Below are 13,287 nucleotides of genomic sequence, written 5' to 3'. Positions count from 1 at the left end.
ATGCCGGATAAAGAAATGCAGCGAGAACAAGACGGCGCGGATAACCAGCCACGGTTCATCAGCGCGCATGAAGTCGCGCTCGAGGCAGGCGTGTCACGCTCCGCTGTGTCCCGAACCTTTACGCCTGGCGCCAGTGTTTCGCCCTCAACACGCGAGAAAGTGCTCAAAGCTGCCGAAAAACTTGGATATCAGGTCAATGACCTTGCGCGCGGTCTTCTTGCCAATCGCAGTCGTATCGTCGGAATGATTGCGGCAGACCCGGATAGTCCTTTTCGCTCCCGCCAGATTGCAGCGCTTTCCCGTCGACTTGCAGCACGTGGCAGTGTGCCGGTGTTGATCCCGACCGGCCAGCATGGAGAAAACCTCTCTGCAGCCCACGAAACGCTGTTGCGCTATCGTGCCGAAGCGACGGTAGTTCTTTCCGGCATGCCCTCGTCGTCATTTGTCGATCTTGCCCAACGAAACGGCCAGACCCTGATCCTTGTCGGGCGAACCGAAGAGGGAGCCGATCATATTCACATCAACAATCGACTAGCCGCCGAAACGGCTGTCGAAATTTTCGCGGCACGAGGCATGAAAAAGCTTGGCCTCATAACGTCGAATGTCGGTAGTCTCAATCTGATTGAACGTGAGGAAGCTTTCATCGCCAAAGGCAAAAGCCTCGGATTGAGCGTCAGTATACAGCGCGGTGACCTGACCGACTATGACGGCGGTTACGGCGCGGCCTCCTTACTCCTCGGCGAGCGAGAGCGCGTCGAAGGCGTGTTTTGCGTCAACGACCTTATGGCTTTCGGCCTGATGGACTGCGCGCGCGATGTCTTCAATCTCTCTATTCCTGACGATATTTCGGTTATCGGCTTCGATAATGTCACGGAAGCACGCTGGGGGGCCTACCGGCTGACAACATTCGATCAGAATGCTGAACGCCTCTCTGCCGAAATCATCCGTCTGCTTGACGAGAGACAGGCCGCGCCAAATGCGCTGCCTCAGACAGTTGTGCTCGAACTACCGCTCATATTGCGGAACAGCGTCAGGCCACTTAAAAACGAACGCGGCGTTCGAGGGATGCCAAATCAATGACTTTCCACTCCATCTGGTTGCGTCCTGCACGCGATGACCTCAAATTTCTGGAATCCATCGTTGCAGAACTGGCTGGCCACTTTGCTTCGCCCGTATTTGAACCACATGCGACACTTGTACCCGATATGATACGCTCGGCAGACGAACTGCTGCCGCTGGTGCTCAGCCTTGCGGTCGGTCGCAAACCTCTGGATGTTCTCATTGAGAACGTGACCGGAACCGAGGCTTATTTCCGCTCTTTCTACGCCACGCTGCAGAAAACACCTGCACTCATGGCACTGAAACAGGATTCACTGGGTATATCTGGAGAGAACGACATCTCGACTTTCCTTCCACATGTTTCGCTTGCCTATGGCGTTGCTGATCGAGCTTCGCGCGAAACAGAGATGACTCGCCTAGCAAGATCACTTGCTGGTCGCAATCTACGCTTCGACCGAATGGTGATCGTCAGTTCTTCAAGCGAGACACCAATCGATCAATGGATCGTCAAACACGAAATTTATCTTGCCGGATAGAAAAAGCCTGCCAGTCGGCAGGCTCTCTATACGTCCTCTCGGCTCTAAAGCGGACGCGGATACTGCCTGTAAACTTTTTCGATATCAGTCAGGACATCTTCCGACAGTTTGACTTGATGGGCCGCGATATCGGTCTTCAACTGATCTACAGTCGTTGCGCCTATGATGGCCGAGGTCATAAACGGGCGTGTCAATGTAAAGGCAATCGCCATCTGGGCGATGTCGAGACCGTGCTTCTTCGCAACATCGATATAGGCGCGAATTGCGGGCTCTGAGTGAACATTGTTCCGCCAGATGCCGCCTTCGGAAATGACCGCGCGCGAACCGGCGGGCAACCTGCCGCCCAGATATTTCCCGGTCAGAACGCCAGCTGCAAGCGTCGAATAAGCAAGCAGTCCAACGTCTTCGCAGAGCGCCAGCTCTGCCATGTCAAAATCGAACTGGCGCTGCAGAAGACTATATTCGTTCTGGATTGAGGCGATGCGTGGCAGACTGTGCTGCTCCGCCAACCGAAGCCACTGCATCGTTCCCCAGGCTGTCTCATTGGAAAGACCGATATGCCTGATCTTTCCGTCGCGAACCATGTCTCCGAGCCCGAGCAGAACATCATGCATCTGTTGAGTTTCTGCCGCACAATCCGTGTTGGACGGATCGAAGCTCCAGCTCTGGCCGAAATGGTAGTGTGCACGCATCGGCCAATGGACCTGATAGAGGTCAATATAGTCCGTCTGAAGCCGTTTCAGACTGTTCTCCACCGCCTCGCGAACACTGGTTCGGCTTGGCCTGGCGCCGTCTCGAATCCACTTCTGCCTACCGCCACCGGCGATCTTGCTCGCCAGTACGATCTTGTCACGTTTTCTAGATTTCTTGAGCCAACTACCAATGTAGGTCTCTGTCTTGCCATAGCTTTCCGAACTCATCGGTATGGCATATCCCTCGGCAGTATCAATAAAGTTGATACCAGCATCGAGAGCAATGTCGAGCTGCTCATGAGCATCGGACTCGGTATTCTGTACGCCCCAGGTCATGGTGCCGAGGCAAATTTCAGTGACAGTAAGGCCGGTACGGCCCAAAGGCTTCATTTTCACGAGAATTTTCCGGATCGATTGTTCGCGACTGCGCGATATGAGAATGGGACCAATTGATAGCCCCGCTCTACCGTAACTGACAAGCCTGTCACGAAAGTTTTAGATAAAACTATAGAAACCGTTCAGCCGAATAGGGTTTCGGATCGACAAACGGCTCTTCTCCCACGAGCATCTCAGCGAGCAAGCGTCCTGTCGCAGGCCCAAGCGTCAATCCATGATGAGCATGACCGAAATTGAACCATAGTCCCTTATGTTTTGGCGCTGCCCCAATCACCGGGCGCATATCCGGCAGGCACGGGCGCAATCCAAGCCATGGCGTCGTTTCGATGGGGTCTCCCAACTGAGGCACAAGCTTGCGCGCGATTTTCTCGTCCTTCCTGAGTTGTATATGGTTGGCAGGCGCATCCGGTGAAGCAAACTCTATGCCTGTCGACAGCCGCACACCTTGTACCATTGGGGCAAGAACATAGCCCGCTTCTTCATCCACCACTGTATGACCAAGCCGCGAGCCATCCTTCATGGTGAAATGAAGATGATGACCACGCTTGATGCCAAGCGGGACCGGATAGCCGAACTTTCGGAAGATGAGGCCGGATTGCGGACCAAGTGCGACCACAACATCGCGCGCACGGACGATACCCACCTCCGTCGCCACCTGCCAGCCACTCTCATTCTGTGCCAGGCTTGCAGCATCTCCGTGAACGGAGACGCCACCATTCCTGCCGAACAGATCAGCATAGGCTTTAACCAGCCCACCCGGGTTCACAACCGTCTTGGGGTCAAGCCAGTGAATGCCACCAACCACATCGCCAAGCGACGGTTCACGCTGGCGCAAGGCTGCCGCATCCAGAATATCATAAGACAGTTTGAAGCGTTGCAAATCGGGCAAACGGCGCACTGCTGCGTCGAATGCAGAAGATGACCGGAACACCTCGATCCATCCTTGCGACCGGATCAACCGTTCACTGCCCGATTGGGCCACCAAAGTATCATGCTCGCGAACACTCGCTTCAATCAAGGGCAACATAGCATTCGTGGCAGTCTTCAACCGCTCTGGCGACGATTCCCGCCAATATTGAAACAGCCAGCGAGCCATCTTCGGTATGTAAAACGGGTTGTAGCGAACGTCTGAGCGACGGTTCATCCCGTAACGCACAAGCGTCCAGAAGCCTTGCGGAAAGGAATAGGGAATAACGCTTGATCGCTCGATCAGACCGGCATTGCCGAAACTGGTGCCATTTCCGGGCTCACCTTTGTCAATCAGGCAGACAGAACGGCCCCGCGCCTGCAGATGTAGTGCCGTGGACACGCCAACAATACCGGCGCCCAGAACGATGACATCTTGTTGCTGAATCGGCATTTCCGGCATCCACAAAACCAAACAAATAAACGCGCCGATTGCAGCCGGCGCGTTGTTGCTTACAGCAAAGAGCTGTATCTTTTACAAGCAATCAGTAGATGTCGAAGTCGAAATATTTCTTCACGATCGTGGCATAGGTTCCATCGTCGCGAATTTTCTTGATTGCCGCATTGAACTGTTCGCGTAGATCGTCATCGCCCTGACGGAGTGCAATTCCGGTATCGGTCTGCGTGCCGGGAATATCGCCGATAAGCTTGCAACAATCCGCACCGTCGCCCTTGATCCAGTCAGAGATCGGGAATTTGTCGGAAACAACCGCATCAAGCCGCCCATTCTTCAGGTCAGCATTGGCTTCGTCGGCAGTCGGGTAAAGCTTAACATCAGCGCCAGCCTTGCCGTAGACGTCCTCCGCATAATTGCCCTGCGTCGTCGATCCCTGAGCGCCAACCGACTTTCCCTTGAATGCTTCGGCATCCAGCGATGTGATCGGGCTATCCTTCGACACGGCAACGGAAAGTGGTGTGGAGTAATATTTGTCCGTGAACGCAACTTCCTTCTTGCGCTCTTCCGTGATGCTCATCGATGCAATGACCGCATCGAACTTGTTCGACTTCAGGCCGGGAATCATCCCGTCCCAGTCGTTAGCAACAATCGTGCACTTGGCATCCATCGCCTTGCACAGGGCATTGGCTATTTCGACATCAAGTCCCTGAAGCGAACCGTCCGCCGCCACGAAATTGAAAGGTGGATACGCACCTTCGGTGGCGATGCGGATTTCTTTCCATTCTTTGGCCTGGGCCGGCAAGGCAGCGATTACAGATGCTACGCCCGCAAATAGGATGGCTTTCAACATAACTATTCCCCTTACTGCTTTGTTATCGTTGTAATTGGCAGGGCACCCCCCGCGAATGGTAGCGCCTGATTTCATGCGCTTGCCATGACTGAAGCACCGGACGCCTTCCACTGCAAGCAGGTTTTGAAGACGCCCGGAGTCTAATTTGTCACATCAATAGATGTCGAAATCGAAATACTTCTTGCGGATCGTTTCGTAGGTGCCGTCGTCACGGATTTTCTTGATTGCGGCGTTGAACTGTTCACGCAGATCGTCGTCACCCTTGCGCAGGCAACGGCGATCTTCGTTTCAGAACCCGGAATATCACCAAGGAACTTGCAGCAGTTTGCGCCCTGCTTTTTCAGCCAATCTGCGGCGAGGAATTTATCGGCAGCGATTGCGTCCAGACGACCGCTTTCGAGATCGGCATTGGCTTCGTCAGCCGTCGGGTAAAGCTTCACATCCGCGCCTGCCTTGCCGTAGACATCATCAGCATAGTTGCCCTGCGTGGTGCCAGCCTGTGCACCAACCGTCTTTCCATCGAATGCCGACGGATCGAGCGAAGTCATATCCGTATCCTTCGGCACGACAACCGCAAGCGGGGTCGTGTAATAGCGCTCGGTGAAGGCAACCTGCTTTTCGCGCTCCTCGGTGATGGCCATCGAAGCGATGACTGCATCGAACTTGTTGGCCTGCAGGCCCGGGATCATGCCGTCCCAATCATTGGCGACAATCGTGCACTTGGCTTCCATCGCTTTGCAAAGTGCATTTGCGATATCAAGATCGAAACCTTCAAGCTTGCCATCTGGAGACATGTAGTTGAACGGCGGATATGCACCTTCGCTGGCGATGCGGATTTCTTTCCACTCCTTTGCCTGAACAGGCAAAGCGAGGAAGACTGAGGCCAGACCGGCCAGCAAAACTGATTTCAACATGACTTTCCTACTTCTTTAGAAGCGCACCCGAAAACTGTGAAACGGTTCTCAGTCAAGATGCGCCGGTAGACACACATAAGGCGGAGTAGCACATCCATCCGCCAGTCTGGATTGGGCAATGCGCTTACACCCGATCCCATTCAATTGCGACTTTGATAGGACAGATTGACTGAATACCAAAACGCAAAAAGGGTCTGCTGCGTACCAGCGCAACAGACCCAGCATTCATGCGGCAGAAGCTATCAGGCAACCATACGTGCGCAATGATCTTCTTGTGCATATGCCTTGCCAAAGCGGTTCGAGAGGAATGCTTCGAGCGTAATGTCTTCCTGGCGGATAAAGCCCTGCTGTGGAAGATCACCCTTGGCCAGCATGTCGAGCACAGCGCAGATCGCCGAAGCCGTGGTGATCTGGATGCCCGAGCGAATGATCTTGCCAACCGGAGCGGCATAAACCTTGTTTGCGTAGGTTTCCTGAACCAGACGGCCGTTCTTGGTGCCGGAAACGGTCACAAAAATCACCACGACGTCCTGAAGAGTCGTCGGCAGGGCATTTTCGAAGATGTCCTTGAGCACTTCACGGCGATGGCGCAAACCGAGATCGTTGAGGAGCGCCTTCATCAGCGCAACGTGACCCGGGTAGCGGATGGTGCGATAGTTGAGCGTGCGGACCTTGCCTTCGAGCGTTTCGCAGAGCGTGCCGAGACCACCGGAGGTGTTGAAGGCTTCGTAGGTAACGCCGTCGAGCGAGAACTCTTCGCGTTCTTCGAGAGCAGGAACTTCGCTCAGCTCGCCATTCACGATGGCTTCGCACGGCTCGATATATTCGTTGATGACGCCGTCGGTGCTCCACGTCAGATTGTAGTTCAGAGCATTCGAAGGGTACTGCGGCAGAGCGCCAACGCGCATACGAACGCTGTCGAGCTTGTCGAAACGCTTTGCCAGATCATAGGCAACGATGGAGATGAAGCCAGGAGCGAGGCCACACTGCGGAATGAAAGCGGTCTTGGCTTCCTTTGCCAGTTCCTTGACGCGGCGTGTGCTGGCAACATCTTCGGTCAGGTCGAGATAGTGAACACCTGCCTTAGCAGCTGCTTCGGCGATACGGGTCGTCAGATGGAATGGAGCGGCGCTGAGTACAGCGAACTTTCCGGTCAGAGCAGTTTCAAGAGCCTTGGCATCTTCAATATCAAGTGCCTGCGTCTTGACTTCTGCGCCCGATTCCAGTGCATCGAGCTGCGCCTGAGAGCGGTCGACAACGGTAACGGCATACTCGCCTGTGGAAGCGAGAAGATCGGCAATGGTGGCACCGATTTTGCCTGCGCCGACAACTACGATCTCTTTCATATAACTTTCCCCTTGGAATGCAATTCGGATATGCAAGAATCGCATAGTTCCATGCAAAAAGAAGCATACAAACTGACGATATGACGTTGTTTGTTTGCACATATTGACGTATTTAATATGCATTATGACGACAGAAGCCGATCTTACCCTCATCGCCCTCCTCCGTGAAAATGCCCGCGCCTCGACAGCTGACCTCGCACGGCGCCTCGGAGTGTCCCGAACTACTGTCCAAAGCCGCATCGAAAAGCTTGAGAAACGCGGAGTTATCGAGGGCTACACGGTACGAATCGCACCGGAATTCGAGCGTGATCTGGTTCGCGCTCATGTGCTGGTGACCGCACTACCCAAGCTCGCGCCCAAAGTCGAAACAGTTCTGCGCGGCATGATGGCCGTTCGTTCGCTCCATTCCGTCAGCGGGCATTTCGATATGATCGTCGTTGTGGAAGCTCCTTCTATACAGGAACTCGACGCCGTTCTGGATCGTATAGGCGCGCTGGAAGGCGTTGAGCGCACGATGTCATCCATCATCCTTTCGACGCGAATTGATCGCTGAGGCACAAGATTAGTACGGCAGAAAACGAGATCGCTCTCACCTATCAGATGGAGACTGTTCCACTGGTGCGCTTTCGGCGAAAGAGCATTGCCGCAAGGCCTAAAAGCACGGTGCCTGCGATGAACAAAAATGCTGCGGCAGCGATAGCCGGGCTGATATTTTCTCGAATTGTCGAAAACATCTGGCGTGCCAAAGTACGCTGATTTGGACCAGCGACGAACAGCGTCAGCACAACCTCGTCCAATGAAGTCGCGAACGCCAATACTGCACCAGACGCGATGCCCGGCGTGGCGAGCGGAAGTGTGACTTTACGAAAAACTGTCAGAGGCGATGCGCCAAGACTTTCGGCTGCCAGTTCAACACGGCGGTCGATACCTGCCAGAGCACCCGTAACGCTCACCAGAACAAAGGGGATCGAAATCACTGTATGCGCGATAATCACACCGAGATAGGAATTCGCTATTCCGAGCCGGACAAACAATAGCTGCATACCGACGCCCATTACCACGGCGGGAACGACCATGGGCAACAGGAACAAAGTTTTAATGGGGCCTGAAAGAAACAAAATCCTGCTGCGCAGGCCAAGTGCGGCCATCGTTCCCAGCACAGTCGCCAAAATCGTCGTTCCTGAGCCGATAATAAGGCTGTTGACGATTGCGCGCCGCCAGACATCCGCCGTGGCGAGTTCTTCAAACCAGCGCACTGACCAGCCGGGCACTGGATAGGTCAGAAACACGCTGGATGTGAAAGCAAGTGGAAGAATTGCAAACAGCGGAGCAATCAAAAAGACCACCGCGGCCACGCCGAACAGGATTTTCGCGAAGCGCCCCATGGTTACGCTCTCCCCGGTTCATCGGCAGTGAGCCGTCCGTAGACAGCATAGAGTACGAGACAGGCGACGAGCAGCACGAGTCCCAATGCGCCGGCCATACCCCAGTTGGCCGAACCGGTTGCGTAATAGGCGATGATCGAGCTTATCATCTGGTCGCCCGGTCCACCGATCAGAGCCGGAGTTATGTAGTAGCCAATAGCGCTCATGAACACGAGCAGCATGCCAGACAGGATGCCACGCATACTTAAAGGCAGTAGTACCCGCACGAAAGCCCTCCAAGGCGGTGCGCCGAGCGATGCAGCAGCCGGCATGAGATTGCTCGGGATCGATACAAGAACGCTATAAATCGGCAGCACCATGAACGGCAAAAGTACATGGGTCATGGCTATCACTACCCCTGCCCTGTTGAAGATCAACGGTAGCGGTCCATCGGTGACACCAAACCAGATCAACGTATCGTTGATAAGTCCCTTGTCCTGTAGAAGAATGAACCAGGCCGCAGTACGCACCAGCAATGATGTCCACAACGGCAACAGAACTGCCGCAAAAAGCACACTCCTGATCCAGCCTGAGGATGATGTGAGCAAGACGGCATAGGGATAGCCAATTATTGCACAGGCAAGTGTTACCAGCGCGGCAATCCAGAACGTGCGCAGCATAATCGCCCGGTTGGCCGATGTACCGGGCGCCATTGAAACAATTTCTCCGGATGTATCGCGCTCCATATCGACCGCCGCGAGCAGGTTGCGATCAGTTGTTGGTGAAAGCGCATTCGCAATAGCATGCCAAAACTCCGGTCGGCTCCATCGCTTGTCGATCATTTCCAGGTCAGGAACAGGATCGCCCTTCTCGATGGCTGAAAGTGTTTTGCTCATCAAGGTACGAAAGCCCGATTGGGCGCTGTTCAAGCGGCGGACCATGTCGCCTACGGCCTGCTGGTCGGTCGAAGCCTTCAGGTCTGCCACGAGCGCCTGTTTCATTTCAGGTGATGGAGCCGATTGTCCGTCCCAAAAAGTTACAGCCTCGGCGGTCTGGGGGAGAACACGCAAAACCGCCGTATCGGACACGGCCTGTTTCATCATCACCCCAAGCGGCCACAGAAAAAACAAGACAATGAAAACAAGCAGGGGCGCGATCAGAAATATCGCTCGGACAGTTTTGCCGGATGGAACCGTCATGCTGCAATAGTCCAGCAATCAGCAGCATTGAACCCCGCTACGACATCTGTTCCAGGCGCCCATTCACGCGCTTTCCTGTCAAGACGCACAATAAAGTCATGAGCGCTGGCATCCAGCTGGATGCGCAGATGGTCCCCTTGATAGACACTGTCGATCACACGTGTTTTAAGAAGATTGTCTGAACCACCCTCCTCGCCCAGTTCGATGCGCTCGGGCCGGATGGACAGAAGAACTTTCTGTCCCGCCCCCAACGTTCCGTTCGATGACGCGGTTAGTGTGCCGCCATCCTTCAGACGAATGAAAGCGCTCGTACCTTCCACCCGCTCGACCGTTCCTTCAGCAAGATTGGTTTCGCCTATAAATTCGGCGACGAAACGGGTCTGCGGCTCATCATAAATTGCACGCGGCGTGCCAATCTGTTCGATTTTTCCTTTGTTGAAGACAGCGATCCGGTCCGACATGGTCAGCGCTTCGCTTTGATCATGGGTGACAAAGACAATCGTCAGTCCTAACCGGCCATGCAACGCACGAATGTCAAGTTGCATCTGTTCACGTAACTGTTTGTCGAGCGCGCCAAGCGGCTCGTCCATCAAGACCACGCCCGGCTCGAAAACCAGTGCACGGGCGAGCGCCACGCGCTGTTGTTGGCCGCCAGAGAGTTGCGATGGCTTGCGTTCACGCATCGTGGAAAGCTGAACCATATCGAGCACCTTATCCACCAGCTCGCCAATCTCTGCTCTCCCAATACCTCGCATCTGAAGCGGAAAGGCGACATTCTCGCCAACTGTCATATGGGGGAAAAGCGCGTAGTTCTGAAAAACCACTCCCATGTTGCGCTTGTATGAAGGAACCGTATTGATTGCCTTGCCATCGACATGGATTGCTCCACTGCTTGGACTTTCAAACCCGGCAAGCATCATCAAAAGCGTCGTCTTGCCTGAACCCGAAGGACCAAGAAGACTCACGAATTCACCGCGATCAATATCGAGGTTCAAACCATCTATAACTTTGAAATCACCGTAGGATTTGCTGATATTCTCGAAGCGGATGCGGCAGTCCGTCAATGAATCACTCCATCTTCCGGAAAACAGGGAAACCCCGCCGATATTGCACCGACGGGGCCATGACTGTGGATTATTGCGCCAGCCAGGCGTTGAAGCGCTTCGTCAACTCCTCGGAGTTATCGATCCAGAAATCGACGTTAAGAGGAAGGGCGCCTTTCAGATTGTCTTCCGCCGTTGGAAGATCCGATGCGAATTCCGCAGGCACCTTGCTTGCAGCTTCCTTGTTCGGCAGACCGTAAGCGACATATTTCGGCAGCTTCACCTGATTGTCGGGCTGGCTGGCAAAAGCAATGAAATCCAGCCCAGCATCCTTGTTCTCGGCATCTTTCAGGATCACCCAGCTATCGACAGCATAAATACTGCCCGGCCAGACCACCTTGAAGTTCTTGCCTTCGCTCCTGTTTATGCCCGTGATGCGTCCGTTATAGGCCGATGCCATCACCACTTCATCCGAGGCCAGCAATTGCAGCGGCTGTGCTCCTGCTTCCCACCAGACGATGTTCGGCTTCAATTCATCAAGTTTTTTGAACGCGCGATCCACGCCCTCCGGGGTTGAGAGCACATCATAGACCTCATCCTTGTTGACCCCATCGGCGAGGAGAGCGAATTCAAGCGTATACTTGGCGCCCTTACGCAAGGAGCGCTTGCCTGGAAACTTCTTCACATCCCAGAAATCAGCCCAGGATTGTGGGCCATCTTTCAGCTTGTCCGCATTATAGGCGATTGCTGTCGACCACACGATTGCCCCTACACCGCAATCATTGACCGCACTGTCGAGGAACTTGTCCTTGCCGCCAACCTTGTCCCAATCGATTTTCTCGTAAAGACCGTCAGCACAGCCGAGAGCGAGTTCTTCGGCTTCTACCTGCACGACATCCCAGTTGGGTTTTCCTGCTTTCACCTTCGCCTGAACGACGCCGTAACCACCGTCCCAGGATTCATCTAGCAAAGGTTTGCCGGTCTTCTCGGAAAAAGGTTTGAAGTAAATTTCACGCTGGGCGTCCTGATAGTTGCCACCCCAAGACACGACCGTCAGGTCGCGGGCAGCAGCGGAGCCAGTATAAAGTGCGGTTGCTAGGAGTCCGCCCATCAGGGCAAGGCGAGCAATTTTCATCGACATGTTCCCCATTTTGGTTCGACGGGTTGTTCCCGCCGTTGTTGTAATGAGGTCATGCTAACTTGATCGGTAGTCGTGGGCAATATTGTAGTCGTCCAAGAATACAAAAGTAGTATCTGCCCAGCTAGATGTGACAAATCCGGGCGGGAAAGCACCCGGATATGTGATCTAGTCAGTGTCAGACGCGTTCCAGCGCAATGGCGATCCCCTGCCCGACGCCGATGCACATCGTTGCAAGAGCGTGTTTGCCGCCATTGAGCGCAAGTTCGAGCGCCGCCGTGCCCGCGATACGCGCCCCGGACATGCCTAGCGGATGCCCGAGCGCAATAGCGCCACCATTGGGATTGACGCGTTTGTCGTCATCAGCAATTCCAAGATCGCGCAACACTGCCAGTCCCTGCGACGCAAATGCTTCATTCAGTTCAATCACATCGAATGCGTCGGGTGCGATACCGATACGCGCAGATAGCTTCTTTGTCGCCGGAGCGGGACCAATACCCATAATGCGCGGAGGAACACCCGCCGTGGCGCCGCCCATAATACGGGCAATCGGTGTGAGGCCGTATTTCCTGATGGCTGCTTCAGATGCGATGATAAGCGCGGCAGCTCCATCATTGACACCGGAAGCATTGCCCGCCGTCACAGTGCCACCCTCACGAAAGGGCGTGCCCAACTTCGCCAGTGCTTCCAGGCTCGTGGCGCGAGGGTGTTCATCCTTAACGACAACGACCGGATCGCCCTTGCGTTGCGAGATCGTGATCGGAACGATTTCCTTTGCAAGGCGTCCATTGGCTTGCGCGGCTGCCGCCTTTTCCTGACTGCGAAGTGCAAAAGCGTCCTGATCCCGCCGCGAGACGTTGAAATCTTCGGCAACATTTTCACCCGTTTCAGGCATAGAATCGACACCGTACTGTTTTTTCATCAAAGGGTTGATGAACCGCCAGCCGATTGTCGTATCGAAGATTTCCGCCTTGCGTGAAAATGCACTGTCGGCCTTAGGCATGACAAAGGGGGCGCGGCTCATGCTCTCCACACCGCCAGCAATGAGCAGTTCCGCCTCACCAGCCCTGATAGCACGTGCAGCCGTTATGACTGCATCCATCCCGGAACCACAGAGACGGTTTATCGTCGTTCCAGACACTCCTGCCGGCAGCCCGGCCAGAAGCAGCGACATGCGCGCAACATTGCGGTTGTCTTCGCCCGCCTGATTGGCCGAGCCGAAAATCACATCGTCGACAGCTTCCCAATCGACGGAACCATTACGCTCCATAAGCGCTTTCAGCGGAATGGCGCCGAGATCGTCGGCACGCACGGAAGAAAGCGCGCCACCATAACGACCAATGGGAGTGCGAATGTAATCGCAGATATAGGCTTCACTCATTACATG

12 protein-coding genes and 1 pseudogene are annotated in these 13,287 nt (G+C 54.6%); 3 read left to right on the top strand and 10 right to left on the bottom strand.

All coding sequences use genetic code 11. From position 1 onward, the window contains the following. A complete protein-coding gene (locus tag LJ361_RS14980; RefSeq protein ID WP_029375971.1) occupies window positions 1–1,080 on the top strand; it encodes a LacI family DNA-binding transcriptional regulator in 1,080 nt (359 codons plus the stop codon). Further along, window positions 1,077–1,595: a haloacid dehalogenase gene (locus tag LJ361_RS14975; protein ID WP_010658894.1), complete on the top strand. Its 519-nt coding sequence runs from the start codon at window positions 1,077–1,079 to the stop codon at window positions 1,593–1,595. The genes LJ361_RS14980 and LJ361_RS14975 overlap by 4 nt, the downstream gene beginning before the upstream one ends. Window positions 1,596–1,639: 44 nt before the next feature. Here LJ361_RS14975 and LJ361_RS14970 read toward each other — a convergent pair whose 3' ends face one another. The 5 genes and pseudogenes from LJ361_RS14970 to LJ361_RS14950 all read right to left on the bottom strand — a co-directional run bounded on the left by LJ361_RS14970 (window position 1,640) and on the right by LJ361_RS14950 (window position 7,156). Beyond that, entirely contained in the window at window positions 1,640–2,677 is a 1,038-nt protein-coding gene (locus tag LJ361_RS14970) for an aldo/keto reductase (RefSeq protein ID WP_010658895.1), read from the bottom strand. Between the two features lie 115 nt (window positions 2,678–2,792). After that, window positions 2,793–4,043, bottom strand: coding sequence for an NAD(P)/FAD-dependent oxidoreductase (locus LJ361_RS14965; protein ID WP_010658896.1), 1,251 nt, complete (start codon window positions 4,041–4,043; stop codon window positions 2,793–2,795). 91 nt (window positions 4,044–4,134) lie between these two features. Continuing rightward, complete coding sequence (locus LJ361_RS14960; RefSeq protein WP_010658897.1) at window positions 4,135–4,896, bottom strand: ABC transporter substrate-binding protein; 762 nt, start codon at window positions 4,894–4,896, stop codon at window positions 4,135–4,137. A 153-nt stretch (window positions 4,897–5,049) separates the two neighbouring features. Beyond that, window positions 5,050–5,810, bottom strand: a pseudogene (locus LJ361_RS14955) (ABC transporter substrate-binding protein). 242 nt (window positions 5,811–6,052) lie between these two features. Continuing rightward, window positions 6,053–7,156, bottom strand: a complete 1,104-nt coding sequence (locus LJ361_RS14950) for a saccharopine dehydrogenase family protein (RefSeq protein ID WP_010658899.1) — start codon at window positions 7,154–7,156, stop codon at window positions 6,053–6,055. A gap of 124 nt (window positions 7,157–7,280) precedes the next feature. On the opposite strand from LJ361_RS14950, the gene LJ361_RS14945 reads away from it, so the two are divergent. Further along, window positions 7,281–7,709, top strand: coding sequence for an Lrp/AsnC family transcriptional regulator (locus LJ361_RS14945; RefSeq protein ID WP_029375973.1), 429 nt, complete (start codon window positions 7,281–7,283; stop codon window positions 7,707–7,709). A 43-nt stretch (window positions 7,710–7,752) separates the two neighbouring features. Here the strand turns inward: LJ361_RS14945 and LJ361_RS14940 are convergent, their stop codons facing one another. The 5 genes from LJ361_RS14940 to pcaF form a co-directional block, all read right to left on the bottom strand. Continuing rightward, on the bottom strand, window positions 7,753–8,541 hold the full coding sequence (locus LJ361_RS14940; protein ID WP_264811843.1) for an ABC transporter permease: 789 nt from the start codon (window positions 8,539–8,541) through the stop codon (window positions 7,753–7,755). Window positions 8,542–8,543: 2 nt separating this feature from the next. After that, window positions 8,544–9,719 (bottom strand): ABC transporter permease, encoded by a 1,176-nt coding sequence (locus LJ361_RS14935; RefSeq protein WP_010658902.1) that lies wholly within the window; start codon window positions 9,717–9,719, stop codon window positions 8,544–8,546. Beyond that, window positions 9,716–10,783 carry an ABC transporter ATP-binding protein gene (locus LJ361_RS14930; protein ID WP_010658903.1) on the bottom strand — a complete coding sequence of 356 codons (1,068 nt, stop codon included), beginning with the start codon at window positions 10,781–10,783 and terminating at the stop codon, window positions 9,716–9,718. The genes LJ361_RS14935 and LJ361_RS14930 overlap by 4 nt, the downstream gene beginning before the upstream one ends. A gap of 70 nt (window positions 10,784–10,853) precedes the next feature. Continuing rightward, window positions 10,854–11,897, bottom strand: coding sequence for an ABC transporter substrate-binding protein (locus tag LJ361_RS14925; protein WP_010658904.1), 1,044 nt, complete (start codon window positions 11,895–11,897; stop codon window positions 10,854–10,856). Between the two features lie 181 nt (window positions 11,898–12,078). Beyond that, window positions 12,079–13,281 (bottom strand): 3-oxoadipyl-CoA thiolase, encoded by a 1,203-nt coding sequence (gene pcaF / locus LJ361_RS14920; protein WP_010658905.1) that lies wholly within the window; start codon window positions 13,279–13,281, stop codon window positions 12,079–12,081. Window positions 13,282–13,287 lie beyond the last annotated feature (6 nt).

Origin of the sequence: Brucella sp. JSBI001, from assembly GCF_026014005.1 — a bacterium.
In the GTDB taxonomy this organism is placed as follows: Bacteria; Pseudomonadota; Alphaproteobacteria; order Rhizobiales; family Rhizobiaceae; genus Brucella; species Brucella anthropi.
This window is presented reverse-complemented; position numbering and strand designations above follow the sequence as displayed.

Excerpts from the sequence above, each read along its gene's own strand:
- LJ361_RS14980 (WP_029375971.1), top strand. The coding sequence starts at position 1 with ATGCCGGATAAAGAAATGCAGCGAGAACAAGACGGCGCGGATAACCAG.
- LJ361_RS14975 (WP_010658894.1), top strand. The coding sequence starts at position 1,077 with ATGACTTTCCACTCCATCTGGTTGCGTCCTGCACGCGATGACCTCAAA.
- LJ361_RS14970 (WP_010658895.1), bottom strand. The coding sequence starts at position 2,677 with ATGAAGCCTTTGGGCCGTACCGGCCTTACTGTCACTGAAATTTGCCTC.
- LJ361_RS14965 (WP_010658896.1), bottom strand. The coding sequence starts at position 4,043 with ATGCCGATTCAGCAACAAGATGTCATCGTTCTGGGCGCCGGTATTGTT.
- LJ361_RS14960 (WP_010658897.1), bottom strand. The coding sequence starts at position 4,896 with ATGTTGAAAGCCATCCTATTTGCGGGCGTAGCATCTGTAATCGCTGCC.
- LJ361_RS14950 (WP_010658899.1), bottom strand. The coding sequence starts at position 7,156 with ATGAAAGAGATCGTAGTTGTCGGCGCAGGCAAAATCGGTGCCACCATT.
- LJ361_RS14945 (WP_029375973.1), top strand. The coding sequence starts at position 7,281 with ATGACGACAGAAGCCGATCTTACCCTCATCGCCCTCCTCCGTGAAAAT.
- LJ361_RS14940 (WP_264811843.1), bottom strand. The coding sequence starts at position 8,541 with ATGGGGCGCTTCGCGAAAATCCTGTTCGGCGTGGCCGCGGTGGTCTTT.
- LJ361_RS14935 (WP_010658902.1), bottom strand. The coding sequence starts at position 9,719 with ATGACGGTTCCATCCGGCAAAACTGTCCGAGCGATATTTCTGATCGCG.
- LJ361_RS14925 (WP_010658904.1), bottom strand. The coding sequence starts at position 11,897 with ATGAAAATTGCTCGCCTTGCCCTGATGGGCGGACTCCTAGCAACCGCA.
- pcaF (WP_010658905.1), bottom strand. The coding sequence starts at position 13,281 with ATGAGTGAAGCCTATATCTGCGATTACATTCGCACTCCCATTGGTCGT.